18 protein-coding genes and 3 pseudogenes are annotated in these 23,192 nt (G+C 76.9%); 7 read left to right on the top strand and 14 right to left on the bottom strand.

Going from position 1 to position 23,192, the window contains the following annotated elements; genetic code table 11:
• Positions 1-32 precede the first annotated feature (32 nt).
• Together LUW75_RS20305 and LUW75_RS20300 are read right to left on the bottom strand one after the other, a co-directional pair.
• Positions 33-659 (bottom strand): TetR/AcrR family transcriptional regulator, encoded by a 627-nt coding sequence (locus LUW75_RS20305; protein WP_250336894.1) that lies wholly within the window; start codon positions 657-659, stop codon positions 33-35.
• Between the two features lie 71 nt (positions 660-730).
• The gene (locus LUW75_RS20300) at positions 731-1,018 is read right to left on the bottom strand and encodes a YiaA/YiaB family inner membrane protein (RefSeq protein WP_250336893.1); all 288 of its coding nucleotides are present in this window, start codon (positions 1,016-1,018) and stop codon (positions 731-733) included.
• A 311-nt stretch (positions 1,019-1,329) separates the two neighbouring features.
• Here LUW75_RS20300 and LUW75_RS20295 point away from each other — a divergent pair, with 311 nt between their 5' ends.
• Positions 1,330-2,046 (top strand): ArsR/SmtB family transcription factor, encoded by a 717-nt coding sequence (locus tag LUW75_RS20295; protein WP_250336892.1) that lies wholly within the window; start codon positions 1,330-1,332, stop codon positions 2,044-2,046.
• Positions 2,047-2,131: 85 nt separating this feature from the next.
• The gene (locus tag LUW75_RS20290; protein ID WP_250336891.1) at positions 2,132-3,139 is read left to right on the top strand and encodes a DMT family transporter; all 1,008 of its coding nucleotides are present in this window, start codon (positions 2,132-2,134) and stop codon (positions 3,137-3,139) included.
• Here LUW75_RS20290 and LUW75_RS20285 read toward each other — a convergent pair.
• The 6 genes and pseudogenes from LUW75_RS20285 to LUW75_RS20265 form a co-directional block, all read right to left on the bottom strand.
• Positions 3,136-4,219 (bottom strand): annotated as a pseudogene (locus LUW75_RS20285) (zinc-binding dehydrogenase). The gene LUW75_RS20290 and the pseudogene LUW75_RS20285 sit on opposite strands and share 4 nt — an antisense overlap.
• Positions 4,220-4,280: 61 nt before the next feature.
• A complete protein-coding gene (locus tag LUW75_RS20280) occupies positions 4,281-5,672 on the bottom strand; it encodes an aldehyde dehydrogenase family protein (protein WP_250336890.1) in 1,392 nt (463 codons plus the stop codon).
• A 125-nt stretch (positions 5,673-5,797) separates the two neighbouring features.
• The gene (locus LUW75_RS25015; protein ID WP_462933761.1) at positions 5,798-6,067 is read right to left on the bottom strand and encodes a DUF3574 domain-containing protein; all 270 of its coding nucleotides are present in this window, start codon (positions 6,065-6,067) and stop codon (positions 5,798-5,800) included.
• Positions 6,064-6,264, bottom strand: coding sequence for a hypothetical protein (locus LUW75_RS25010; protein WP_462933760.1), 201 nt, complete (start codon positions 6,262-6,264; stop codon positions 6,064-6,066). Before LUW75_RS25010 ends, LUW75_RS25015 begins: the two co-directional genes overlap by 4 nt.
• 133 nt (positions 6,265-6,397) lie before the next feature.
• Positions 6,398-7,114, bottom strand: coding sequence for a class F sortase (locus LUW75_RS20270; protein WP_349816445.1), 717 nt, complete (start codon positions 7,112-7,114; stop codon positions 6,398-6,400).
• Between the two features lie 90 nt (positions 7,115-7,204).
• Entirely contained in the window at positions 7,205-7,879 is a 675-nt protein-coding gene (locus LUW75_RS20265) for a hypothetical protein (protein ID WP_250336889.1), read from the bottom strand.
• 273 nt (positions 7,880-8,152) lie between these two features.
• Between LUW75_RS20265 and hmgA the strand changes: the two genes are divergently transcribed.
• Positions 8,153-9,487: a homogentisate 1,2-dioxygenase gene (hmgA, locus tag LUW75_RS20260; RefSeq protein ID WP_250336888.1), complete on the top strand. Its 1,335-nt coding sequence runs from the start codon at positions 8,153-8,155 to the stop codon at positions 9,485-9,487.
• Positions 9,488-9,535: 48 nt separating this feature from the next.
• Entirely contained in the window at positions 9,536-10,285 is a 750-nt protein-coding gene (locus LUW75_RS20255) for a GntR family transcriptional regulator (protein ID WP_250336887.1), read from the top strand.
• Positions 10,286-11,025: 740 nt separating this feature from the next.
• Here LUW75_RS20255 and LUW75_RS20250 read toward each other — a convergent pair.
• The gene (locus tag LUW75_RS20250; RefSeq protein ID WP_250336886.1) at positions 11,026-11,712 is read right to left on the bottom strand and encodes a DUF4232 domain-containing protein; all 687 of its coding nucleotides are present in this window, start codon (positions 11,710-11,712) and stop codon (positions 11,026-11,028) included.
• Positions 11,713-12,235: 523 nt separating this feature from the next.
• Here LUW75_RS20250 and LUW75_RS20245 point away from each other — a divergent pair.
• On the top strand, positions 12,236-15,196 hold the full coding sequence (locus tag LUW75_RS20245; RefSeq protein WP_250336885.1) for an AfsR/SARP family transcriptional regulator: 2,961 nt from the start codon (positions 12,236-12,238) through the stop codon (positions 15,194-15,196).
• Between the two features lie 334 nt (positions 15,197-15,530).
• Here LUW75_RS20245 and LUW75_RS20240 read toward each other — a convergent pair whose 3' ends face one another.
• Both LUW75_RS20240 and LUW75_RS20235 read right to left on the bottom strand, forming a co-directional pair.
• Positions 15,531-15,794 carry a hypothetical protein gene (locus tag LUW75_RS20240; RefSeq protein ID WP_250336884.1) on the bottom strand — a complete coding sequence of 88 codons (264 nt, stop codon included), beginning with the start codon at positions 15,792-15,794 and terminating at the stop codon, positions 15,531-15,533.
• A 328-nt stretch (positions 15,795-16,122) separates the two neighbouring features.
• Positions 16,123-16,932, bottom strand: a complete 810-nt coding sequence (locus LUW75_RS20235; RefSeq protein ID WP_250336883.1) for an SGNH/GDSL hydrolase family protein — start codon at positions 16,930-16,932, stop codon at positions 16,123-16,125.
• A gap of 402 nt (positions 16,933-17,334) precedes the next feature.
• Between LUW75_RS20235 and LUW75_RS20230 the strand changes: the two are divergent.
• Positions 17,335-18,427, top strand: a pseudogene (locus LUW75_RS20230) (DUF5925 domain-containing protein).
• A gap of 39 nt (positions 18,428-18,466) precedes the next feature.
• On the opposite strand, the pseudogene LUW75_RS20225 reads toward LUW75_RS20230, so the two are convergent.
• Positions 18,467-18,835, bottom strand: a pseudogene (locus tag LUW75_RS20225) (GntR family transcriptional regulator); the annotation flags it as partial.
• A 71-nt stretch (positions 18,836-18,906) separates the two neighbouring features.
• Between LUW75_RS20225 and LUW75_RS20220 the strand changes: the two are divergent.
• Entirely contained in the window at positions 18,907-19,830 is a 924-nt protein-coding gene (locus LUW75_RS20220) for a GNAT family N-acetyltransferase (protein WP_250336882.1), read from the top strand.
• A gap of 569 nt (positions 19,831-20,399) precedes the next feature.
• Here the strand turns inward: LUW75_RS20220 and LUW75_RS20215 are convergent.
• Both LUW75_RS20215 and LUW75_RS20210 read right to left on the bottom strand, forming a co-directional pair.
• Positions 20,400-21,488, bottom strand: coding sequence for a S1 family peptidase (locus tag LUW75_RS20215; RefSeq protein WP_250337746.1), 1,089 nt, complete (start codon positions 21,486-21,488; stop codon positions 20,400-20,402).
• Positions 21,489-21,893: 405 nt separating this feature from the next.
• The gene (locus LUW75_RS20210; RefSeq protein WP_250336881.1) at positions 21,894-23,099 is read right to left on the bottom strand and encodes a DUF5685 family protein; all 1,206 of its coding nucleotides are present in this window, start codon (positions 23,097-23,099) and stop codon (positions 21,894-21,896) included.
• Positions 23,100-23,192 lie beyond the last annotated feature (93 nt).

The following is a 23,192-nucleotide window of genomic DNA, read 5'->3' as shown; positions in this document are numbered from 1 at the left end:
CCCGAGTCCCGTCCGGGCCGGGCCCCCTCCCCCTAGACGCGGGCGCGCACCATGCGCAGGACGAGGTCGGCGTAGAGCGCGCCGACCTCGTCGGGCGTGCGGTCGCCCCCGGCGTTGAACCAGCGCGCCACGTCGATGCAGAGGGAGAGCACGGCGAGGGTGGTGCCCGGCAGGTCCGGCACGTCGAACTCGCCGGAGGCGACGCCCTCGCCGACGACGCGGCGCACCACGGCGTCGATCCTGCGGCGCAGGGCGACGATCTCCGCCCGGTGCTCGGGGTCGAGCGCGTCGAGCTCGTACTGGACGACGCGCGCGGTGGTGTGGCGCTCGGCGTGCCAGCGGACGAAGGACCGCACGGCGCCGGCGAGCCGCTCGGCCGCGGTCCCGGGGCCGTCCGCCGCGTGCTCGAGGATCTCCAGGGCCTTGTCGTGGCCGATGCGGCTGATCCGGTGGAGGAGCTCCTCCTTGGTCCGGTAGTGGATGTAGAGCGCGGCCGGGCTCATCCCGGCGCGGCCCGCGATGTCGCGGGTGGTCGTGGCGTGGTAGCCGCGTTCGGCGAAGGCCTCGACGGCGGCCACGAGCAGTCGCCGGGCCGCGTCCGGGGTGACCTCGCCCCACAGCACGTCCTCGCCGCCGGCCGTTCCCTCCGCGGTGCCCATCGCTCGCTCCTTCCACCGGTACCGGGACGGATACCTTACCGCGAGGGTGAGCAAGCGCTTAGGTCACGGGCTCACAGCTTCTGGAAGGGGTCGTGCTCGGCGAGCAGCTTCTCCAGCCGCGCCTGGTCGACGCGGCTGACGATCTGCCCGGCCTCCTGGCGGTCGCGGATGACCTTGGCCAGGGTGAAGGCGGAGGTCGTGAGGTAGAGGACGGCGATGCCGAGGAAGGCGCGCACCCAGACGTCCGCCTCCAGGTTGCCGATGCCGAGGGCGACGGCGGCGAGGGCGACGGCGAAGGAGGCGACCGCCTGGGCGTAGTAGGCCGCGGTGTTCTGCTGCTTGACCGGTGTGTCACTCATGCGGTCGAGGATGCGGCGCCGCGGCGCCCGGGACATCCGCCGGGCTACTCAGCGCGGTACTCAGGGCGCCGGGGCACCGCGGGCGGCCCGCTTCCCGGACCCGGCCGGCGACCTCGTGCGGAGTCGCCGCGCGCGTCCCGCGGCGGCCTGCCGGCCGGGTGCCCGGCGTCGCGGCCGTGGCCGCCGGAGGCCCGCGGGCGTCGCCGGCGCGCCGGACGCCGGCCCCGCGGGGCGGAGGGCCGCGCCCGGGACGCGGTGGTGGCGGGCACGCTACGGCCGGGGCCGAAGGATGACCGCGCCATGCTGGAGGCATGACGACCCGCTCCCCCGCCGCCCGGGACCTCGCCTCGCTCGCCGCGCTGCTGGCCGACGAGACGCGCGCCGCGTTCTGCCTCGCCCTGCTGGACGGCCGCGCCTGGACGGCCGGCGAGCTGGCCCGCCACGCGCGCGTGGCGCCGTCCACGGCCAGCAGCCACCTGGGCCGGCTGGTGGGGGGCGGGCTGCTCGCGGAGGAGCGGCAGGGACGCCACCGGTACGTGCGGCTCGCCGACGCCCGGGCGGCCCGGCTGGTGGAGGACCTCGTCGCGCACACCGTCGCGGATGCCGGACCCCCGCCGCCGCCGCGCACGCTGCGGGAGGCGGGCGCGAGGAGCGCCATGGCGCGGGGGCGCACCTGCTACGACCACCTGGCCGGGCGGCTGGGCATCGCCATCACGGACGCGATGACCGCACGCGGCCTGCTCCGCCAGGACGCCGGGTTCGCGCCGAGCGAGGAGGGCCTGCGCTGGTTCGGGGAGCTCGGCCTCGAACTCGCCGTGCGGGGGCGGCGGCCGTTGGCGCGCGGCTGCCTCGACTGGACCGAGCGCAGACCGCACCTGGCCGGGGCGGCGGGCGCCGCGCTGTGCCGGCACGTGCTGGACGCCGGGTGGTGCGTACGCGTCGGGACGGAACGCGCGGTGAGGGTGACCGGTGAGGGGGAGCAGGCGCTGGCGGACCTGCTAGGGATCGGCGCCGAGGCGCTGCGCTGACGCCGCCCGGGGCGGCGGGGCGTCCCGGGCGGGTGGCGACGACGCTGCGGTGGGCGGCGAACCGTTCCGGCCGTACGGTCGGGCCATGGATTCCCCTCCCCCTTCCCCTTCCTCCTCGCGTGCGCGCTGGGCCGCCCTCGCGGCGGCCGCCGTCAGCGTCGTCCTGTGGGCGTCGGCGTTCGTGTCGATCCGCAGCGCGGGCACGGCCTACTCGCCCGGGGCCCTGGCGCTCGGACGGCTGCTCGCCGGTTCGCTCGCCCTGGGGTGCCTGCTGCTGGTGCGCCGCGAGGGGCTGCCGCCGCGCGCCGCCCTGCCGGGCATCGCCGTGTCGGGGCTGCTGTGGTTCGGGGTGTACATGGTGGTGCTCAACTGGGGCGAGCGCGAGGTCGACGCGGGGACGGCCGCCATGGTGGTGAACACCGGGCCGATCCTCATCGTGCTGCTGGGCACCCGGTTCCTGGGCGAGGCGGCGCCGCCCCGGCTGGTGGCCGGCACGGTGCTGTCGTTCGCGGGGGCCGTCGCGGTCGGGCTGTCGCTGTCGGACGAGGGGCGGGCGTCGGTGCTCGGCGTGGGCCTGTGCCTGCTCGCGGCGGCCGGGTACGCGGCCGGGGTGGTCGCGCAGAAACCGGCGCTGCGGCACGCGAGCGCCCTGCAGGTGACCGGGTACGGGTGCCTGGTCGGGACAGTGGCGTGCCTGCCGTTCTCCGGGGCGCTGGTCGCCGAGGCCGGACGGGCGCCGCCGTCCGCCACGTTGAACATGGTGTACCTGGGGGTCTTCCCGACCGCGCTGGCGTTCACCACGTGGGCGTACGCGCTGGCCCGCACGCCGGCCGGGCGGATGGGGGCGACGACGTACGCGGTGCCCGCGCTGGTGGTGCCGATGTCGTGGCTGGCGCTGGGCGAGGTGCCCGGGATGCTGACGCTGGCCGGCGGGGCGCTGTGCCTGGCGGGGGTGGCGGTCTCGCGCTCCCGGCCGCGCCCCGCCCCGGACGGGGCCGTGGCGCGGCCGGGGGCCGGGAGGCGCGCGGACCGGGAGGCGCCCGGGCAGGAGGGCGTCCGGGCGGCGGGCGCGCCCCGCCGCCCGGGGCGCTAGAAGACGACCAGGGCGCGCCCGCCCCGGCCGGCGAGCATGGTGCCGAACGCCTCCGGGATGCCGTCCAGGCCGATCCGGTGGGTCACGAGGGCGGCCAGGTCCAGGCGCCCCGCGCGGACGTGCCCGGCGAGGACGGGCAGGTCGCGGGCGGGGTCGGAGTTGCCGTAGACGCAGCCGGACAGGGTGCGGCCCCAGTGGAAGACCTCCAGGGCGTTGAAGGACACCCGCTGGTCCTTGCCTCCGATGCCGACGACCGTGGTGCGGCCGCCGCGCCGGGTGGAGTCCCAGGCGGCGCGGATGGCGGCGGCCCGGCCGGCGCACTCCACGGCCACGTCGGCGCCCCGCCCGCCGGTCAGGCCGCGGACCTCGCGCGCGGTCGTGTCCGAGGCGACGAGGAAGTCGGTGGCCCCGCAGGCCCTCGCCAGCCCCTTCTTCCCCGGTGACGCGTCGACGGCGACGATCGGCCCGGCGCCGGCGATCCGGGCGGCCTGGAGGGCGGCCAGGCCGACCCCGCCGACGCCGAACACGACGACGGACTCGCCCTCGCGCACCCGAGCGGAGTGGTGGACGGCGCCGTAGCCGGTGAGCACGGCGCAACCGAGGAGGGCGGCGTCGACGAGCGGCACGCCCTCCGGGAGGGGCAGGGCGCAGGCGGCGGGGACGACCGTCTCCTGCGCGAACGCGGCGACGTTCAGCCCCGGGTGGAGCCGTCTGCCGTCCTCGGCGACGGCGTGCACGCGGCCGACGCCGGACAGCGCCTCGGAGCACAGCCACACCTCGCCGATCCCGCAGTGGTGGCAGGAGCCGCAGGCCGGCGCCCAGTTGAGGACGGTGCCGTCGCCGGGGGCGAGGTGGGTGACGCCCTCCCCCCACGGAGACGACGGTGCCGGCGCCCTCGTGGCCCAGGACGGCGGGGACGGGCACCCGCATGGTGCCGTCGGACAGGGACAGGTCGGAGTGGCAGACCCCGGCGGCTGCGAGGCGGACCCGGACCTGCCCGGGCCCGGGCTCGGGCAGTTCGATGCCGGTTATCTCCAGTGGAGACCCGACGGAGGGCAGGACGGCGGCGCGGACGACCACGATCGGTTTCTCCCGGCTGGTGAGGTTCACGGTGTGCGGGGTGCCCGGGGCTCCCCGGGCGTCAGAACTGGAGGGACTTGGTGTGGAGGTACTCGGCCAGGCCGTGGGCGCCCAGTTCCCGGCCGATGCCGGACTGCTTGTACCCGCCGAACGGGGCCAGCGGGTTGAAGCGGCCGCCGTTGACGTCGACCTGCCCGGCCTGCATCCGGCGGGCGAAGGCGGCGGCGGCCTCCGGCTCGCCCCACACGGCGCCCGCGAGGCCGTAGACCGTGCCGTTGGCGATGCGCAGGGCGTCCTCCTCGTCCTCGTACCGCAGGAACGCCACGACCGGGCCGAAGATCTCCTCCTGGGCGATCGTCATCTCCGGTGTCACGTCGGCGAAGACGGTCGGCGCGACGTAGTAGCCGCGCGCCAGGGGAGGCCGGGGGCCGCCCGCGACGAGCCGGGCGCCCTCGGCGAGGCCCTTCTCCATATAGGAGACCACGCGGTCGCGCTGGGCGGCGCTGACGAGCGGGCCGATCCGGTCGCCGGGCGGGTACTCCGCGACGGTCTGGGCGGCGAGGGCGACGGCCTCCTCGTAGCGGTCCGCGCGGACCAGGACGCGGGTGAGGGCGTTGCACCGCTGGCCGGAGTTGGACATGACGCTCGCGACGCTCCCGGCGACCGCCCGGGCGAGGTCGGCGCCGGGCAGGACGACGCTCGCGGACTTGCCGCCCAGCTCCAGGGCGACGCGCTTGACCGCGCCGCCGGCCGCCGCGCCGATGCGCCGGCCGACGGCGGTGGAACCGGTGAAGGAGACCATGTCGACGCCGTCGTGGTCGACGAGGGCCCGGCCGGCGACGTGCCCGAGCCCGGTGACCACGTTGACGACACCGGCGGGGAGGCCCGCCTCGTGGACGCACCGGGCGAAGAGCCGCGCGGTGAGCGGGGTCTCCTCGGCGGGCTTGACGACGACGGTGCAGCCCGCCGCGAGGGCCGGGGCGACCTTGGCGACGATCTGGTGGAGCGGATAGTTCCACGGCGTGATCGCGCCGACGACACCGACCGGCTCCAGCAGCACGGTCGAGTTGCCGACCCTCTCCTCGAACGGGTACGTCGCCAGGAGCTCGGCGTACGAGCCGGCCACGGTGACCGGAAGTCCGGCGTGCACCGCGTACGCGGCCTTCGGCGGGGCGCCCAGCTCGGCGGTGACGGTCTCGGCGATCTCGTGCTGCCGGGCGGCGAGCGCGTCGCGCAGGGCGGTGAGGTGGGCGGCGCGCTCGCCGGGCGGGGTGGCGGACCAGCCGGGGAACGCCGCGCGGGCGGCGCGCACGGCCGCGTCGACGTCCTCCGCCCCGCCGGCCGGCACCGTGGCGAAGGGCTCCTCGGTCGCCGGGTTCACCACGGTGACGGTGCCGGTGCCGGTGGCGGGCCGCCACGCGCCGTCCGTGTACATCCCCTCGTGGGCCTTCATCGCTGTCTCCTTCGGCCTGGCCGGCTGCGGCCGTCGCGGGCGGGCCGCCCGCCCGGCCGGCGGCGGTCCTCCGCCGCCGGGGGCCGGCGTCCCGGGTTCGGCACGATCCTGCCACCCCGCCCCGGTCAGAAGTCGACCAGGACCCGCTCGTCGACGCGCCCCACGGATTCCTGGCCGAAGGCGCGCGCGTACGCCGCGCGGACCCGCTCCGCCTCCCGGCCGGCCGCCACCGCCTCGGCGGCCGGGTACAGCAGGACCAGCTCGTACGAGCGCTCCCGCACGATCCGTCCGGAGGCGTCCCGCCACTGGCCGCGTCCGGGCCGGACGGTCAGCCCCGCGGGAAAGCGGGGGGTGACCTCGCGGTCGACGAAGGACGTGAACTGCGCGTCCGTCACCGCCGGCCCCCGTCCGGCCGTGCGGTGCCGAAGAGGAGGCGGGTCTCGACGTGGGCCCGCGATCCGGGTGCGCCGGCGGCGGGGGCGGGATCGTCGCCGAGGGCGGCGTACGCGGCCGGGGCGCCCGCCGCCAGGAGGCAGGCGGCGACGAGGGCCGCGGCGCGGGCGCGGGCGGGTGCGGGTGCGGGGCGGGTCATGCGGGTCTCCTCTGCCGGTCCGGTGTCCACGGGCCGTACCGCGGCCACCGTGGCGGGGGGAGCGTCCCCCCGGGGCGGGCCTCCCCGGGGGAAACGCCGCGCGGGCCCGCGCCGGGGGCACGGGCCCGCCGTGTCACACCCTGCGGGCGCCGGTGCGGACCGTGTCGGTGAGGTGGGCGAAGACCACGACGTTGGCCGCGTACCCCTCGCGGGGGTGGAAGGCCCCTCCGCAGGTGAGCAGGCGCAGCTCCGGGCGGTTCGCCGGCCCGTACACCTCCCGGTCGGGGAAGTCCGCCTTGTCGTAGGTGCGCACGCGGTCGACCGTGAACACGGCGGTGATCCCGTCCTCGCGGGTGACCCGGACGGTGTTGCCGGGCTTGAGCGAGTCGAGGTTCAGGAAGACGGCCGGACCGGTGCGGGTGTCGCGGTGGCCGACCACGATCGCGGTGCCCTTCTCGCCGGGCGCGGCGCCGCCCTCGTACCAGCCGGCCAGCTTGGGCCGGTCGACGGGCGGGGAGTTCAGCCGTCCCGCCCGGTCCAGGCCCAGGCGCATCACCGGGGCCTCGATGGTGATGGCCGGGACGGCGATCCGCTCGGCGGGCGAGGGGGAAGCGGGGCGGGAGGCGGTTTCGCCGGCGGTTTCGGCGCCCCGGGCCGTGGCCGCCCGGCCCCCCGGCCCGCCGGCGGCCCCGCTCCCCGCCGCGCCCGCGGTTCGGCGCCCCGCGGCGCCGGCGGGCCGGCCGGCCGCCCGGCCTTCGACTCGGCGGTGGGCGGCGGCGCGGCCGCGGGCCCCGGCGGCGCCGCCACCGCCGCCGGGGAGGGCACGGACGGCTCGTCGTCCCGGGCCCACCAGGCCCCGCCGAGGACCAGCACCGCCGCCACCGTCCTGGTGAGGCGCAGGAGGCGTCGCTGCCGGCGGGTGAACCGTGAGTACCGGGGCCTACGCGGCGCCATCGGCGCGGCGGCGGCGACGGACGAGGATCAGCCCGGCGGTCGCCGCCAGGCCGGTCGCGAGCGCCGCTCCGGCGCCCAGCGCCGACGTGTCGTCGGCCGTGCCGGCCATGCCGCCGCCGCCCGCGCCCACACCGCCGCGCGGTTCCTTGTGGACCCGGTCGTCGCCGTTGCCTCCGCCGCCTTCGTGGCCCCCCTCCTTGGCCTCCTTGCCGTCCTTGTCCTTGGCGTCCTTCTTGCCGTCCTTGCCGTGCTCCTTGTCGGGGCAGTCGACGCGGAAGGTCTTCAGCTTGGGGCCGGCGGCGCCGGGGAGGGTCCAGGTGAGGCGGTACTGGCCGTCCGGCAGCGTCAGCTCGGTGGTCTGCCCGGTCCCGGTCGCGGTGAGCGTGATCGCCCCCTGGAGGGTGGGGTCCCCGGCCTCCAGCGGCTCCGGGGTGAGGGTGTAGGTGATCTGCTGCAGCCCCGCGAAGTTGAAGGCGGCGAGGTAGAAACGGCACACCTTGGACTCGCTGCGCTGGTCGAGCGGTGGTGTGTCGGTGTCGTGGACCTTGATGTCGCCGCTCTCACCGGTCTGGGCGACGGCGGCGGGCGCGCCGGCCACGGCGAGTCCGGCGACGGCGAGTCCGGCGACGGCGGTGCGCAGGAGGGGTCGAGCTGCGGTCATGACGGGTTCCTCCGGGAGGAGTCGTACGGATCAACCGATAATCCGACTATCCGTCACATTCCCCCGGGGCCCGCAGCGTGTACGGCGCGCCGCCGCCGGTTCGCCCGGTCGGCCCTCCGCGGCGGCGGACGGCCGCCCCGCGCGGCCGCCCGGGGGCGGGCCCGCGGCGGGGCGGCCCGGAGCTTCGGCGGACCGCCCCGTTGACGCGGGCGGCCTGAAATCCTACGGTCTTCCATAGGATTCCATGAGCAGCAGGAGCAGCAGGAGCACGCGATGAACATGGGTGGCGCCGCGCAGGCGGACGAGCAGACGAGGAAGACCGCCGAGGGCCTGGAGTACCTCTCCGGCTTCGGCAACGAGCACCAGTCGGAGGCCGTTCCCGGCGCCCTCCCGCTGGGCCGCAACTCCCCGCAGCGGGCGCCGCTCGGGCTGTACGCGGAACAGCTGAGCGGCAGCGCCTTCACCGAGCCGCGGGCCCGCAACCGCCGCTCGTGGCTGTACCGCGTCCGCCCCTCGGCGGCGCACCCGCCGTTCACCCGCGCCGACAACGGCGCGCTGCGCTCGGCGCCCTTCACCGAGACCGTCCCGGACCCGAACCGGCTGCGCTGGAACCCCCTCCCGGACCCCGCGCCCGGGACGGACTGGCTGGCCGGCCTGTGGACGCTCGGCGGCAACGGCGACGTGGCGCAGCGCACCGGCATGGCCGTGCACCTGTACCACGCGAACGCCTCCATGGAGCGGGTCTTCAGCGACGCGGACGGCGAGCTGCTGATCGTCCCGGAGCGCGGCGGGCTGCTGCTCCGCACCGAGCTGGGCCTGCTCGCCGTGGGCCCCGGCGAGGTGGCGCTGGTGCCGCGCGGCGTCCGCTTCCGCGTGGAGCTGGTGGACGGGACGGCCCGCGGGTACGTGTGCGAGAACTACGGGCAGCCGTTCCAGCTCCCGGACCTCGGCCCGATCGGCGCCAACGGCCTGGCCAACCCGCGCGACTTCCGGGCGCCGGTCGCCGCGTACGAGGACGTGGAGGGCCCCGTCGAGGTCGTCAACAAGTACTGCGGGAACCTGTGGCGGGCCGAGTACGGCCACTCCCCGCTGGACGTCGTCGCCTGGCACGGCAACTACCTCCCGTACGTCTACGACCTGCGGACCTTCAACGTCATCGGGACGATCAGCTACGACCACCCCGACCCGTCGATCTTCACGGTGCTGACCTCGCCGACCGACACGCCGGGGCTCGCCGGCGTGGACTTCGTGGTGTTCGCCCCGCGCTGGCTGGTGGGCGAGGACACCTTCCGGCCGCCGTACTTCCACCGGAACGTGATGAGCGAGTACATGGGCCTCGTCGAGGGCGCGTACGACGCGAAGGCGGAGGGCTTCGTGCCCGGCGGCGGCTCGCTGCACACCATGATGTCCGCCCACGGCCCCGACCGGGAGACGTTCGACAGGGCCAGCGCCGCCGAGCTGAGGCCGCAGAAGATCGACGACGGGCTGGCCTTCATGTTCGAGACCCGCTGGCCGATCGCGACCACCGCCCAGGCGGCGGAGGCGGACCACCTGCAGCGGGGCTACGACGACGTGTGGCAGGGTCTCGAGCGCCACTTCCGCCCGTAGGACGCCCTCGCCGGGGCTCCACGCCGCACGCAGCAGTACGGAGACGCCGTGTCCGCCTTCGCCCCCGACTCCCTGGCCCTGAACCGGAAGCTGCCGCTCTGGTACCAGGTGTCCCAGTCCCTGCGCGCCTCGATACTGGGGCGCTCCCCGGACGCGCCGCTGCGGCTGCCCACCGAGGAGCAGCTCGCCGCGCACTACGGGGTGAGCGTGCTGACCATGCGCCAGGCGCTCCGGGAGCTGGAGCAGGAGGGCCTGATCAGCAGGCACCGGCGGCGCGGCACCTTCATCGAGCCGGGCGCCCGGCGCAGCGCCCCGCGCCGGGTGCTCGGCTCGATCGACGCGATCGTGGCGCAGCAGTCCGGCGAGCGGACCACGGTCCTCGGGCACGGGGCGGCGGGGGTGCCCGGCGAGCTGGCGGAGTACTTCCCGGACGTGGCGGAGGTCGTCACGTACCGGCGGCTCCGCCGGGACGTGGAGACGGGCGAGCCGACGAACTGGGCGGAGAACGCCGTCCGTCCGGAGCTGGCGGACCGGATCGACGTGGCGGACCTGGAACGCTGGCCGATGACGAAGGTGCTGCGGGACACGGTGGGGGTGCGCATCAGCCGGATCACCGACACGGTCGAGGCGCGGCTCGCCGACCCGGCGACGGCGGAGCTGCTGGACGTGCCGCTGCTGTCGCCGATCCTCCACTACACGGGCGTGACGTACGACGAGGACGGCCGCGTGGCGGACGTGGCCCGCATCCGCTACCGCGGGGACCGGTTCTCCTTCACGGTCACCGTCGAGGCGGACTGAGGCGGGGCGGGACGGGCGGGCGTCCGCGGCCGGGGTGGCGATCGCCGGCAGCCCCGCCGTCGGTGCCGCGGCCGGCGCGTGCGCGATCGGCCGGAGCGCCGGGCGGCGGGAGGCGCCGGGTGGGCGGACGCCGCCGGGGGCGTTCCCGAGGACGGGCCCTTCCGTCGCGTGGGATCCGCCGTTCGCCGGTGGGGAGGCCGGGACCGCGCCGGGGCGGCGCGGCCGGTGCCCGCCCTCGTCCGGGCCGCACCGGCCGCCCGGCGGGCACGGGTGGTCGGCGGGCGAAGGCCGGCACCGCCGGGGCGGCGACCGGCCGGCGGACGGGAGGGGACGCGGGGCGACCCGGGAGCGCCGGTCCCGGTGCCCGGGGCCGTCGGGACGGCCGCGCGGCGGCATCACGGCACGCGCACCGGCCCGGCCGGGGGCGCCGGACGCCGAGAAGGCCCCTCCGGCGCCCCCGGCCGGGCCGGGTGGGGCGCGGGGAAGGCGTCCCGCGCCCGCCGTGAGGTGACCGCCCGTCACCACGGCGCGGGCGGCGCCGCGGGCGTACGGTCCCGGCGGGCGGGAGCGCCGCCGCGAGTGCGCCGGCGGCGGCCGCGGACCGGGGCGGCGGGGCGGAGGCGGCCGTCACGGCCGGCGGGACGGCGAGCCGGTGCCGCGCCCCCGGCGCACCGGGCCCTCCGTACGGGCACGGGCGTCCCCTCCCCGGTCCCACCCGGCGCCCCGCGCCGGCCCCGGGGTCAGCCGACCTTGGCGACGGGGCTGATCTCCAGGCCGCCGCCCGAGTCCCCGGTGACGGGAATCGATCCCCCGGGCCAGGCGACGGTGGCCTGGGCGGTGTCGTCGGGTGCCGTGACCACGATCGTGGTGGGGCGGACGCCGGTGCCGCCGGAGTCGTTCTTCGGGTAGTAGATGTTGAACGCGGCGGTCTCGCCGCCGGCGAGGACGTTCGAGGGAGCCGCGTCGCCGTTGCGGTCCAGGGACACGGTGTCCCCGTCGCCCGTCTTCAGGTCGACGCCGGCGTAGCCCTTGATCCTGCAGGGGCCGGACCCGGTGTTCTTGAGGCTGACGGTGACGACGCCCTCCTTGCCGTCGGTGGAGTTGTCGACGGCGTCGATCTGCATCCGGCCGGTACGGCAGATGTCCGTCGCGCTGCCCGCGTCGGAGCCGCCGCCCTCTCCGCCGGAGGAGGTGGAGGAACCGCCGGAGGAGCTTCCGGAGGAGCCGCCGGAGCCGGACGCGTTCGAACCGGAGGAGCCGCCGCTCGAACCGGAGGAGGCGGAGCCGGCCGCACCGCCGACGGAGGCCGAGGACGCGTCCGGCGTGTCGGCACCGCCGTACTCGTCCCCGTTGCACGCGGTGAGTGACAACACGGCCGCGAGGCCCATTGCCGTGATGACTGCCTTGCGGGTGTGCTTGCCGGACATGTGTCGTGCCTTTCGCAGGTGGAGCGGCCCCCGCTGGTTCCGGGAGCGGATTTCTCGGGCCACTCTCGACGCCCGCGCTAACGCCTCGGTAACATCTCGCTGCCACGCCCCGCGCGGTGCCGGCGCGGCCGTGCCCGAAGGGGCGCCGGTACGGCTCCGCCCCGCGGCCGCCCCGTCGGCGTGGCCGCTCAGCCGGCCGGCCGCCCGAGCCCTCCGGCCCGGGAACGCGGCCCCGCGCGGGCGGCCGGAGCGGGGCCCCGCGTCACCGGCGTCGTCCGGCTCCTCCGGCGCGACGGCGATCCGGCGACGGCGGACGGCGCCGCGCCACCGGGAGCCCGGAGCGGTGCACCGGGGGCCGCGGCTACCGGGCCGCGCCGGCGCCGCGCGGGACGCTGCGGCGGAGGCCGCGCAGTGCGGGGTCGCCGGTCCGGGCTCCGGGTCGGGGGGCGGACCTGCCCACCGCATATGGTCACCTCTCGCCGGCAGCGACCGGTGGGGAATGGACGAGGAGGCGGCGGTAGCCGTGACGAGCGCAGACGCGGAGAGCGTGGGTACCCGGCCGACGGGTCCCCCCTCCGGAGAGGACCGCACACCGGGTGCGTCCACCGACGACACCGCCCCGACGTTCACGCTGCTCGGCCCCGTGGGGCTGCGGACGGCCGGCGGCCGGGCGCTGACCGGTCCCGAGAAGCGGACCAGCGTGCTCGCCGCGCTCCTGCTCCACCTCAACCGGACGGTCAGCCCCGACCTGCTGACCAGTGCCCTGTGGGACGAGGAGCCGCCGCGGCACAGCCGTACCGTCGTGCAGGGGCACATATCGCGGATCCGCGCCGAGCTGGCGGAGGCGGACGCCCCCGCGTGGGGGATCGAGCTGGCCACCCTCGGCGGGGGCTATGTGCTGCGGGCTCCGGAGGGGCACCTCGACAGCCACCGGTTCGCCGCCCTGACCGCGCGGGCGCGTGGGGCGGCGGCGGCCGCCGCCGTTCCGCTGCTGCGTCGCGCACTCGGCCTGTGGCACGGAGCGGCGCTCGCCGGCACCGCGCGCACCGGCGTGCTCACCGCCGCGGCGCAGTCCCTGGAGGACGCGCGCCTGACGGCCGTCGAGAACCTGGGGGCGGCGCTCCTGCGGTCGCAGAACGCCTCCGAGGCGGTGGTCCTGCTGCGCCCGGAGGCCGCCGCGCACCCCCTGCGCGAGACCCTCCTCGCCGTACTGCTGGAGGCCATGGCGGCCTGCGGGCAGCAGTCCTCGGCCATCGAGGCGTTCCATCGCACCCGCCGGCTCCTCAAGGAGGATCTGGGCGTCGAGCCCGGCCCCGTCCTGAGCAGCGTGTACGCCGGCCTTCTGGGCCCTCCCCGCAGGGCGGGCGAGGGGTGGGCCGCGCCCGCCCCCGACGCCGCGCGCCCGTACCCCCCGGAGGCCCGGCGCCCGGCCCCCGCCCCCGAGGTGGGCCCCGCCCCGCGGAGGAGGCCCGACCTGCTGCCCCGGCCTCCGGCCGGGTTCATCGGCCGCGCGCCGGAACTGCGGCACCTCGCCGCCCTGGCCGGCCCCGCGGACGGCCCGGCCGCCTCCGTGCCGCCCGTCGTCCTCATCACCGGCCCGGCCGGCGTCGGCAAGACGTCGCTGGCACTGCGCTGGGCGCACCAGCACACCGCCCGCTATCCCGACGGATGCCTCTTCGCCGACCTGCGCGGCTTCAGCCCGAACGGCGAAGCCGACGAGATGCAGGTGCTGCGCATGTTCCTCCAGGCCCTGGGCGTCCCGGCATCCCACGTACCGGACGCCTCCCAGGCCGCGGCGGCCCTGTACCGCTCACGGGTCGCGGACCGCCGGCTGCTCGTCGTGCTGGACAACGCACGCGACTCCGCCCAGGTGCGGTCGCTGCTCCCCAGCGGCCGCCACTGCACGACGCTGGTGACCAGCCGCAACCGCCTCGACGGACTGGTCGTCACCGACGGCGCCGAGTCCCTGGTGCTGCGGGAGTTCCCCGCCCGGACGGGAGTCGCGCTGCTGAGGGCCGTCCTCGGCGAGGCCCGGGTGGCGGACGAGGAGGCCGAAGCCCACCGCCTGGCCCGGTTGTGCGACGGACTGCCCCTCGCGCTGCGGATCACCGCGGCACGCCTGCGGGCCCGTCCCTCCTGGCCCCTGCGCGCCATGGCCGACGAACTCGCCAACGAGCAGCAGCGCCTCCTCCTCCTGCGGGCCGAGGACATGTCGGTGGCGGCGGCCCTCGGGGTCTCCGTCGCCCAGCTGACGGCCCGGGACGCCGCGCTGTTCCACGCCCTGGGCCGCTTCCCCGGCCGCGAGTTCGACGACTGGACGGCCGCCGCCCTCGTCGGCCTTCCCCGCCCGGAGGCGAGCGAGGGCCTGGACCGGCTGGGCGCCGCCCACCTGGTCCACGAGGAGCGGCCCGGCCGTTACGTCCTGCACGACCTGGTACGCCTCTTCGCCCGCGATGCAGGGAGCCACGACACCGCCGGAGCCGACGCCGCACGACGCCGCCTGCTCGACCACTACGCCCGTACCCTGCGGCACGCGGTGACGGTGGTGGACCCCAGCGGTGATCCGCCGGTCCCCCTGCCCGTCCACGACGGCGCGGGTCCGCACGGCCCGCGCTTCGACGACAGCGCCCGGGCGCTCCACTGGTACAGCACCGAACACGAGAACCTCCGCGCCGCCGCCGCCCTCGCCCTCGCCTCCGCGGCCGGCACGCCCCCCGGCGCGGAGGACGGCCACCGGGCCTGGCTCCTGCCCGCACTGCTGTGGCCACTCGTCGTGTGGCGCCCGCACGGCGGCTGGACACCGGTGCTGGAACGGGCCCTGCGGGCCGTCGAGGCCCCGCCCGCCACCGCCGTCCCCCCGCCCGAGGGCTCCGCCGTGCCCGTGGCGCGTGCCCGGCTGCACGCCGCGCTGGGACGGCTGTACGCCGAGACCGGTCGGCTGCCCCAGGGCGGCCGGCACCTCGCCGTGGCGGCCGCGCTCCTGCGGCACCACGCTCAGCACGCCACCAACGCACAGGTCCTGATGATGCTCGGCAACGCCCAGGCGCGCCTCGGCCGCCCGGAGCGGGCCGATCACGTGCACGTGCGCGCCCTCACGTCGGCGGTCGGGGCGGGCGTGTGCCCTCCCGGCATGCTGGCGCACTACCGGCAGGCCCGACTCGCCCTGGCGGAGCACCGGCTGGAGGACGCCTCCGACCACTTCGCCCGCTCCCTCGCGCTGGCACCGGCCGACCAGTACCAGCTGTGGCGCGCCTGGATGGCCGGCGTCCACGGCCGGGAGCTGCGCCGCACCGGCCACCTGGCCGAGGCCCGCGAGCACCTCCGGCACGCCCTGGTCCTCGCCCGCCGGCACCACCTGCGGGTCCACACCGCCCAGGTGCTGTGGCAGCTCGCCGAGATCGCCGAAGAGCTCGGTGACGCCGAGGCCGCCGAGGACTACCGGGGGCAGGCGCAGCAGGAGGACGGGCGGGTGCTCCAGGGCTGACCGCGTCGGCGCCCGCGGGGGCGGCGGGTCCGCCGGGCGGGTCCCGCACGCCCCGCTCGTCCCCGGGCGGACGCGACGGGCGGGAGGTCCCAGTGGCCGGGTGTCCACCGGGCACTCGCCGGGCGCGCCGGGCAGGCGGACGGAACCGGTCGACGGGCGGCGGTGCCGGCCGGGCTCACGGGCGCGGCGCTGCGGGGACCGCGCGCGGACGCGCGGGGCGGGTGGCGGCCGGTGCCGGTGGGCGGGGTGCGGTCCTGCCGGGGACGGGCGGGCCGGGCCGCCCCACGCGGACGTCGGCGGGCGGAGGGCCGAATCCCGTCCGCTCCGGGCCGCTTCAGCCGTGGTTGCCGAAGAGCGAGCGGCGCAGCCGGCTCAGCGGCGCGAGGAGCGAGACGCGCGCGCTCTTGCTGCGGTGCCTGCGCGCGACGTCGCGCGTGGTCAGCTCCAGCATCAGGGACGTCGCCTCGGCGGTCTCGCGCCGCGGGACGGCGGGGCCGCCGAGCACCGACAGGTGGCGGTCGAGGCGCGAACCGGTCGCGCCGCCGCCGCAGGTGATGGCAGGCACGCGCGGCCTGCTGCGCATCGTTATCTGTTCCATGACACTCCCCACCCGTACGAGGGCACCCGGCCCGGGCCAACGTTAACCTTATCGTCCCCGCCTTGCAGCCGTGTATCCCGGTATCGGGATCCACCGCCCGGATAAGGGGGTTGACGGTGACTCTCCGAATATGTCCGGTGGCGGCGCGGGTTGGTCGCTCCCCGGTCGTCCGGCACCGGCAGGGGAAGGGGCCGCGGCGGACCGGTGGGCCTTCCCGGCAGGCGCCCTGACGGGGCGTCGGCCGGCGGTGCGGGCGGGGCGTGCGGGTCCGGCCGGGCGGCGGGGCGCGGTCGCGGCCCCGCCGCCGGGCCGGGTGGCGGGGCCGCGCCTACGCGGCGCTCCTGAGGACGGGGAGGTAGCCGCCCGACTGGCCCGCGGCCGTGGGGTGGTACGACTCGCCGATGTTGAGCCAGTTGACGCTGTGCAGCCACGCCGAACCCGAGCAGATCTCGTGGCCGGTGAAGGTCGGGACGACGTCGCCGAAGGCGAAGCCGTGGTCGGCGGCGCGCTTGGCGGTGGTGGCGTTGAGGTGGTCGGCGGCCTCGTTGATGGCACGCCGCTCGTTCTCGGTCAGCCCGGCGATGCAGGAGCCGCCGAGCTTGTAGAAGCGGGGGTAGCCGAGGACGACGACCCGGGCGGAGGGGGCCTTGCCGCGGATGGCGCGGTAGACGGTGTCGAGGCGGCCGGGCAGCGTCGTGTCCATGTAGCCCCTGGCCGTGTTGACGCGCTGGATGCAGACGGCCTCGGACTGGGTGACACAGGTGGTCATGACGTCGGCGAAGCCCGCGTCGTTGCCGCCGACGGTCACGGAGACGAGGTCCGTCCCGCTGTTGAGGGGCCAGAGCTGGCCGGCCGTCACATCGGTCGTCCTCGAGCCCGAGCAGGCGGTGAAGGCGAACGACGAGGGGGCGTTGGCGGCCGCCCAGAGGGCGGGGTAGGCGCGGGGCGTGCGCTTGCAGGAGCCGCTGGCGCTGTCGTACGCGCCGGCTCCGACGCCGGAGGAGTAGGAGTCGCCGAGGGCCACGTAGTCGACGGCGGCTGTCGAGAAGTCGGCCTGCGCGGCCCCCGCACCGGTGAGGGCGAGGGCGGCGCCGAGGAGGAGCGCGGACGCGGACACGGCACGGCGGGAAGCTTTCATGGAACCCCCTGTCGCGGAATCTCTGCCTGCCTCTTGGTAGCAGCAGGACGTGTGCATGCCAATAGCCGCGGTGGTGGCCGCCCGCGCGTTCCCCCGTTCGGAGGCGGCGCCCACACGGCCTTCCGCGCGCCCCGTCCGACCGCGTCGTGCGCCGGCGGAGTCGGCCGGACGGGGCGCTCGTCCCGCGCGCACCGCCGGCCGTCTTCCGGTACGGAACACCGCGGCGGCTCCTCGCGCCCTCCGGCACACCGGTCCTTCACCCGTACGACGGTCGGCCTTCCCCCGTCCGTACCGCGTCCGCGGAGCGTCCGGGCGCGGCGGTGGTGCGGCGGTGGTGCGGCGGCGGTGCGGCGGGGCCGAAAACCGGTGCGGCCCCGGCCGGCGTGCCGGATCATGGGGCCCATGTCAGCCAACCCGCAGGACGCCCTGCCGATCCGGCTCACCGTCGACGACAGCGACTCCCCCTCCGACGTGGTCGACGCGCTGTTCCTCGGCCGCTTCGCGACCGGTGAGCAGCCGCATTCGCGCAGCCGCAGCCTCGACCGGGTCAGGCCGGGGTCGACGCTGCTCCCGCCGGACGCGACGGTGCTGCGGTCCGCCCGCGCCGACGACCGCAGCGCCGTCCTCGCCGAGGGCGAGGGGTGGACGCTGCTCGTGTCCCGCTGGAGCCGGGGCGCGGACGTCACGGTCACCGCCGTCGACGACGCCCTGGCCGAACGGGTCCTGGCCCAGGCGACGGACGGGGCGCAGGACGAGCCCGAGCCGTGCCCCGAGGACGTCGCCATGGGCTTCTGGTACCTGTCGCCGCGGCGCGGCCCGCACCGGACGACCCGTCAGATCGCCGCCGGGGCCTGGGAGGACGTACGGCCCAACTACACGGCGCCCGTCGCGGACGCGCTGGACCGGTTGATGAAGGTCACGCCCGAGGGCGTCGCGGGCCGGCTGCTGCTCCTGCACGGACCGCCCGGCACGGGCAAGACGTCCGCGCTGCGCACGCTCGCCCGCGAGTGGCGGGACTGGTGCCAGGTGGACTGCGTCCTCGACCCGGAGCGGCTGTTCGGGGACATCGGCTACCTGATGGACATCGCGACCGGCGAGGAGGACGGCACCGGGAGGGGCCGCTGGCGGCTGCTGCTCCTGGAGGACTGCGACGAACTGATCCGCGGCGAGGCCAAGCACACGGCGGGACAGGCCCTGTCGCGGCTGCTGAACCTGACGGACGGGCTGCTGGGGCAGGGGCGCAACGTCCTGGTCGGCGTCACCACCAACGAGGACCTGGAGCGGCTGCACCCGGCGGTCGTCCGGCCCGGCCGGTGCCTGGCCCGCGTCGAGGTCGGGCCGCTGACCCGTGCCGAGGCGGTCGCCTGGCTGGGCGGGGGAGGGGGACGTCGGCCGGGACGGCGCCACCCTCGCCGAACTGTACGCCCTGCGGCGCGGCACCGGTCCCGCGGCCCTCCCGGAACCGCGGAACGCGGGTGCGGGGCTGTACCTGTAGGGCCTGCGGGACCACGCCCCCGCGGGCGCCCGCCTCACCCCCGTACACCGCGCGCAGTGCGTCCTCCACCGCCGCCCGCGCCTCGGCGGGGGCCAGCCCCAGCCGGTGGGCCTCCCGGGCGTAGGCGGCGGCCGCCTCGGCCGCGCGGCGGTCCGCGGCGTCGCCGGCCGCCGCGACGAACGTGCCGGCGCGGCCCCGGGTCTCGACCACCCCGTCCGCCTCCAGCGCCCGGTACGCCTTGGCGACCGTGTTCGCGGCGAGGCCCAGCTCCTCGGCCAGGCCCCGCACGGTGGGCAGCCTCCAGCCGACCGGGAGCCGGCCGGAGCGGGCCTGCTCGGAGATCTGGGCGCGCAGTTGTTCGTAGGGGGCGGCCGGTGCGCCGGCGTCGACGGAGAGCTTCAGGGTCACGGGCCGATTCTCCCCCACGGCGCGGAAACAGGGAGGCGACCGGCGCCGGGAGACCCGTACCGTGACCCTCCATGCCCGTCATCATCCGTGACTTCCGCCCCGAGGACGCCGAGGCCGTGGCCCGGTCCCGCCGGGCCACCGTGCCGTTCCTGGCGGTGACCCCGCGCTCGGTCCTCTTCGACGTCGAGACCGCCAACCCGGCCAAGAGGTTCCGCCTGCTCGTGGCCGAGGAGGACGGCGAGGTCGTCGGGACCGTCCACGCCGGCATCGCGTACGACAGCGACGAGCCCGGCCAGGCGTACGCCACGCCGAACGTCCACCCCGACCGCCGCGGCCGCGGCGCGGGCGGCCTGCTGCTGCGCGCCGCCGAGGAGCACCTCGCGGCCCACGGCGCCACGTCCGTCTACGCTTGGGCGCGGGACGACCCGCGGAGCCTGGCGTTCGCCCGCGGGCGCGGCTACCGCCCCACCAGGACCGCGCACTTCCAGCATCTGGACCTGGCGTCCGCCGCCCTGCCCGAACCGCCCGCAGAGCTTCCGCCCGGGGTCGCGCTGCGCACGGCCGCCGACTACGAGGACGATCCGAGGCCGATGTTCGAGGCGGACGCGGAGGCCACGTCCGACGAGCCGGGCGACATCGCCACCGACCTCGACGACTTCGACGACTGGGTGCGCCACACCTGGGACAATCCGCTGCTCGACCGCCGGCTGTCCACGGTCGTCACGGTGGACGGCCGGGTGGCCTCCTACACCGCCGCCCACACGGACGGCGGTTCCCGCTACGTCTCCGGCATGACCGGGACCCTGCGCGCCCACCGCGGCCGCGGTCTGGCCCGGCTGGCCAAGACGGACTCGCTGCGCCGCGCCCGTGCCGCCGGCTACACCGACGCGTACACGAGCAACGACGGCGCGAACGCCCCGATGCTGGCCGTCAACGCCCGGCTCGGCTACCGGATCTGCGCGACGGAGGTGCGCCACGTCCGCACGCTCGGCTGACGTCGTCCCGGTCGAGGCGGGGCGCGCCGTGCCCGGTACCCGGCGGATGCCGTGCCCGACGACGGCCCGCCGCCGACGGCCCGCGCCGCCCGGGTGGGCGAGGGGGCGCGGGACTCCGGCTTCGCGCGGTTCAAACCCGGCGACGTGTCCACGGAGCACCGCGGGCAAAACCGGCGGTACTCCGTGAAGGGGGTGCGGGCCGCGGACGGCGCGCCGGGGGGCCGGTACCGCGGCGTCGCCCGGCCCGCCGGGACCACGGCCCCGGCGGCGGTCGCGAAGGACCCGGCCCCGCGGGCGTCGGCGGACCGGCGGCCGGTGCTGCGGCCGGGCGGGGACGGGTTCACGGCGAGCGGCCTCGCGGAGCGCGACCCGCAGCACGCCGCCGCCCGCGCGGTGGCGGCGCCGGGCGCGCCGGAGGCCCCGGCCGGCCGGGGCGGCGTCCCGCGGTGGTGGGCGCGACCGCAGGGAGCGGTCCCGTCCGCGCGGGCCCGGCGGACCGCGCCCGTGCGCGGAGCCCCCCGGCTCCGGGGTACCGGAACCGGGGGCCCGCCGCCTCGCCGTGCCCGACGTCAGCCGATCCGCGCGCCGTACTCCGTGAGCGCCTCGGTGACGGGCTGGAAGAAGGTGACGCCGCCGGACGTGCAGTCGCCGCTGCCGCCGGAGGTCAGACCGACGGCCGCGTCACCGGAGAAGAGGGAGCCGCCGCTGTCGCCGGGCTCGGCGCACACGGTGGTCTGGACGAGCCCCTCGACGATCTGCCCGTTGCCGTAGTTGACGGTGGCGTCCAGGCCGGTGACCTCGCCCCGGTGGACCTGCGTCGTGGAGCCGCTGCGGGTCACCTCCATGCCCACGGTGGCCTCGGCCGCGCGGGCGATCCGCTGGGCACCGCCGTCGTACAGGTTGACGGTGCTCGGGTGCTCGACCTCGCGGTCGTACTCGACCAGCGCGAAGTCGTCGCCCGGGAACTGCGAGTCGACCATCGTGCCGACCGGCTCGCCGCCCTGCCTGTCCGACCACTTGGAGCCGGTGTCACCGCAGTGTCCGGCGGTGAGGAAGTGCGGCCGGCCGTCCTTGACCACGTTGAAGCCGAGGGAGCAGCGGCCGCCGCCGGTGTGGATGGCGTCGCCGCCCGCGACGAACGGGGTGAAGGCGCCGGCGGTCCGCTTCAGCTCCGCCTTGTCGTCGAGGCCCTTAACGACCTGGGTGAGCTTCTCCCATGTCTCGCCCTTGACGGTGCGGTCGGCGGTGACGACGACCTTGTTGGTGACCGGGTCGACGGCCCACGAGGTGCCGGGGATGGTCGCCCGGTCCTTCAGGGTCTCCCGCGCCGACTTCAGCTCGGTCAGGGAGTGCTCGACGACCCGCGCCTCGCCGCCGGCGCGGCGGACGGTGTCCGCCGCGGCCTCGTCGACGACGTTCACCACGAGGGTGCGGGACTCGACGTCGTAGTACGCGCCGGCGGTGTCGCCGTCGCCCAGCCGGGCGTCGAGCGAAGAGGCGAGATTTCCGGCCGCAACGGCCGACATGGCCTTGGCCTCGAACTGCGGTACGTCATCACTGGCGTTCGCAGTCTGGAAGGTGACCGCTGCTCCCAACAAGGCCACCACGGCTCCGCCGGCGAGAACCGCGCGCCTCTCGGGTATGCGTCGGTGCTTCAACATCAACCTCCTGTGGGGACCCGCGCCCGGCGCGTGGGGCGCCTGGCACGGAGGATGGGCCGCCCACTATTCCGATATCCGTGAGTCGTACACAAGACCGGCTTCAGGACGCACACATGATCGTCACACCCCCATCCCACCTGCGCCTATTACCGCTGATCATCACTGGTCAGTCCCGATTGCGAACACCTCGTGCAATGGTCGGGGGACGTGGAGTGAGGTCTAGTCCTGTCTCGATCACTTGGGTTTGCCCCGGCGAAAGCGGCTCGAACTCGTCGCGCGCGGGTGCGTCGGGATGCGGAACGCCCCCGCCCGGCGGGCCGGGCGGGGGCGTGGTGGAGCGGCGCGGACCCGCCGCCGGACGGACGGGCGCGTCCGGGCAGGGGGTGCCGGTGCCGTACGGGGTCAGCAGCCGTCACAGGGGCAGCAGCAGTCGCACCCGCAGTTGCCGCAGTCGCAGTCGCGGCAGCAGCCCTCGCGCTTCTTGCGGGACCAGGGACCCTCGTACTCCTCCGCGCAGCAGATGCGGCAGGTGCAGAAGAGGCCGACGAAGACGGCGCAGCCGGCGATCGGTCCGCGCGGCGGCTTCTGCCTCGGCCCCCCGCCCCCGGAGCCCGATCCGCCGCCCCGGCCGCCGCGCCCTCCGCCGTACCCGCCCGGCCGGCCGCCCCCGTGGGGGCGGGAGGCGCCGTACGGCTCCCGGTCCCGCCCGTCGCCCCGGTGGGGGTGGCCGCCGTGCGCCCGGTGCGCGCAGGTCGTCGTGGCGAACGCGCGGTCCACCGAGCGCCGCAGCTCGTGCACGAGGAGCCGGTGCAGCAGCCGGTCGTCGGCGAACTCGGCGTCCCGCAGCGCGAGGCGTACGCCGTGCGCGGCGTCGTCGGCGAGGCGCCGCGCCTCGGTGAGGGACGTACCGGTCGCGGTGAGCGGGTTCCACGCGCCCGACGCCGTGTCGGCCTCCAGGTCCTCGACGGCGTCCAGCAGGTGGGCGAGGCGCCCGAACAGCCGGCCCGCCTCCGCGAGGGGCGCGGCGTTCCCGGGCCTGCCGGCGAGGACCGCGGTGTGCGCGAACGCGGCGGCGGTGGCCGTCTCGGTCGGTTCGGTCACCGCCGTCAGGGGCGTGCCGGGCCCGGCCAGCGCCTCGACCCCGGCCTGGCGGTCAACCGCGTTGAGCAGGACCGCCGTGTCGAAACCGAGTTCCCGTCCCGTCCGGGCGCCCGCGGCGTCCCAGCGGTGCGCGACCCGGCGGGCGGCCGCGGCGACCGGTCGGCGGGCCAGCGGTCCGTCGCGGTCGGCGACGTGGTCCCGCACCTTGGCCGAGGCCAGCACCAGGGAGACGACGGCGGCCAGCCGGGCGCCCTCGCCGCGCGCGACGGGCGCGGTGCGCATCGCGCGCAGCGGGCAGGGGCCGGCGGTGCGCCGTGCGTCGGCGGCACGTCCGGACTGAGCCTCCGTCAGGACCGAGACGAGGAGGCCGTCGTAGTTGGTCGCGACCCGGGCGAACTGGCCGTGGTCGGCGCGCAGGGCGAGGCAGAGCCCGCACAGGTGTGCCGTCCACTCCGCCCGGAGCCCCTCCGCAAGCCGGTGCGAACAGGGTCTGACGATTCCGAACATGCGCTCCCCCGTGACTGGATCCCTACACGTCGGGCATCGTAACCGTGGAGTCGTTCACCCGTACGCGCGCCGACTCGCCCGTCCGGTGTGAAT

This window comes from Streptomyces sp. MRC013 (assembly GCF_023614235.1).
In the GTDB taxonomy this organism is placed as follows: Bacteria; Actinomycetota; Actinomycetes; order Streptomycetales; family Streptomycetaceae; genus Streptomyces.
This window is presented reverse-complemented; position numbering and strand designations above follow the sequence as displayed.

Excerpts from the sequence above, each read along its gene's own strand:
- LUW75_RS20300 (WP_250336893.1), bottom strand. The coding sequence starts at position 1,018 with ATGAGTGACACACCGGTCAAGCAGCAGAACACCGCGGCCTACTACGCC.
- LUW75_RS20210 (WP_250336881.1), bottom strand. The coding sequence starts at position 23,099 with ATGTTCGGAATCGTCAGACCCTGTTCGCACCGGCTTGCGGAGGGGCTC.
- LUW75_RS20305 (WP_250336894.1), bottom strand. The coding sequence starts at position 659 with ATGGGCACCGCGGAGGGAACGGCCGGCGGCGAGGACGTGCTGTGGGGC.
- LUW75_RS25010 (WP_462933760.1), bottom strand. The coding sequence starts at position 6,264 with ATGACCCGCCCCGCACCCGCACCCGCCCGCGCCCGCGCCGCGGCCCTC.
- LUW75_RS20240 (WP_250336884.1), bottom strand. The coding sequence starts at position 15,794 with ATGGAACAGATAACGATGCGCAGCAGGCCGCGCGTGCCTGCCATCACC.
- LUW75_RS20235 (WP_250336883.1), bottom strand. The coding sequence starts at position 16,932 with ATGAAAGCTTCCCGCCGTGCCGTGTCCGCGTCCGCGCTCCTCCTCGGC.
- LUW75_RS20295 (WP_250336892.1), top strand. The coding sequence starts at position 1,330 with ATGACGACCCGCTCCCCCGCCGCCCGGGACCTCGCCTCGCTCGCCGCG.
- hmgA (WP_250336888.1), top strand. The coding sequence starts at position 8,153 with ATGAACATGGGTGGCGCCGCGCAGGCGGACGAGCAGACGAGGAAGACC.
- LUW75_RS20220 (WP_250336882.1), top strand. The coding sequence starts at position 18,907 with ATGCCCGTCATCATCCGTGACTTCCGCCCCGAGGACGCCGAGGCCGTG.
- LUW75_RS20265 (WP_250336889.1), bottom strand. The coding sequence starts at position 7,879 with ATGACCGCAGCTCGACCCCTCCTGCGCACCGCCGTCGCCGGACTCGCC.
- LUW75_RS20290 (WP_250336891.1), top strand. The coding sequence starts at position 2,132 with ATGGATTCCCCTCCCCCTTCCCCTTCCTCCTCGCGTGCGCGCTGGGCC.
- LUW75_RS20280 (WP_250336890.1), bottom strand. The coding sequence starts at position 5,672 with ATGAAGGCCCACGAGGGGATGTACACGGACGGCGCGTGGCGGCCCGCC.
- LUW75_RS20250 (WP_250336886.1), bottom strand. The coding sequence starts at position 11,712 with ATGTCCGGCAAGCACACCCGCAAGGCAGTCATCACGGCAATGGGCCTC.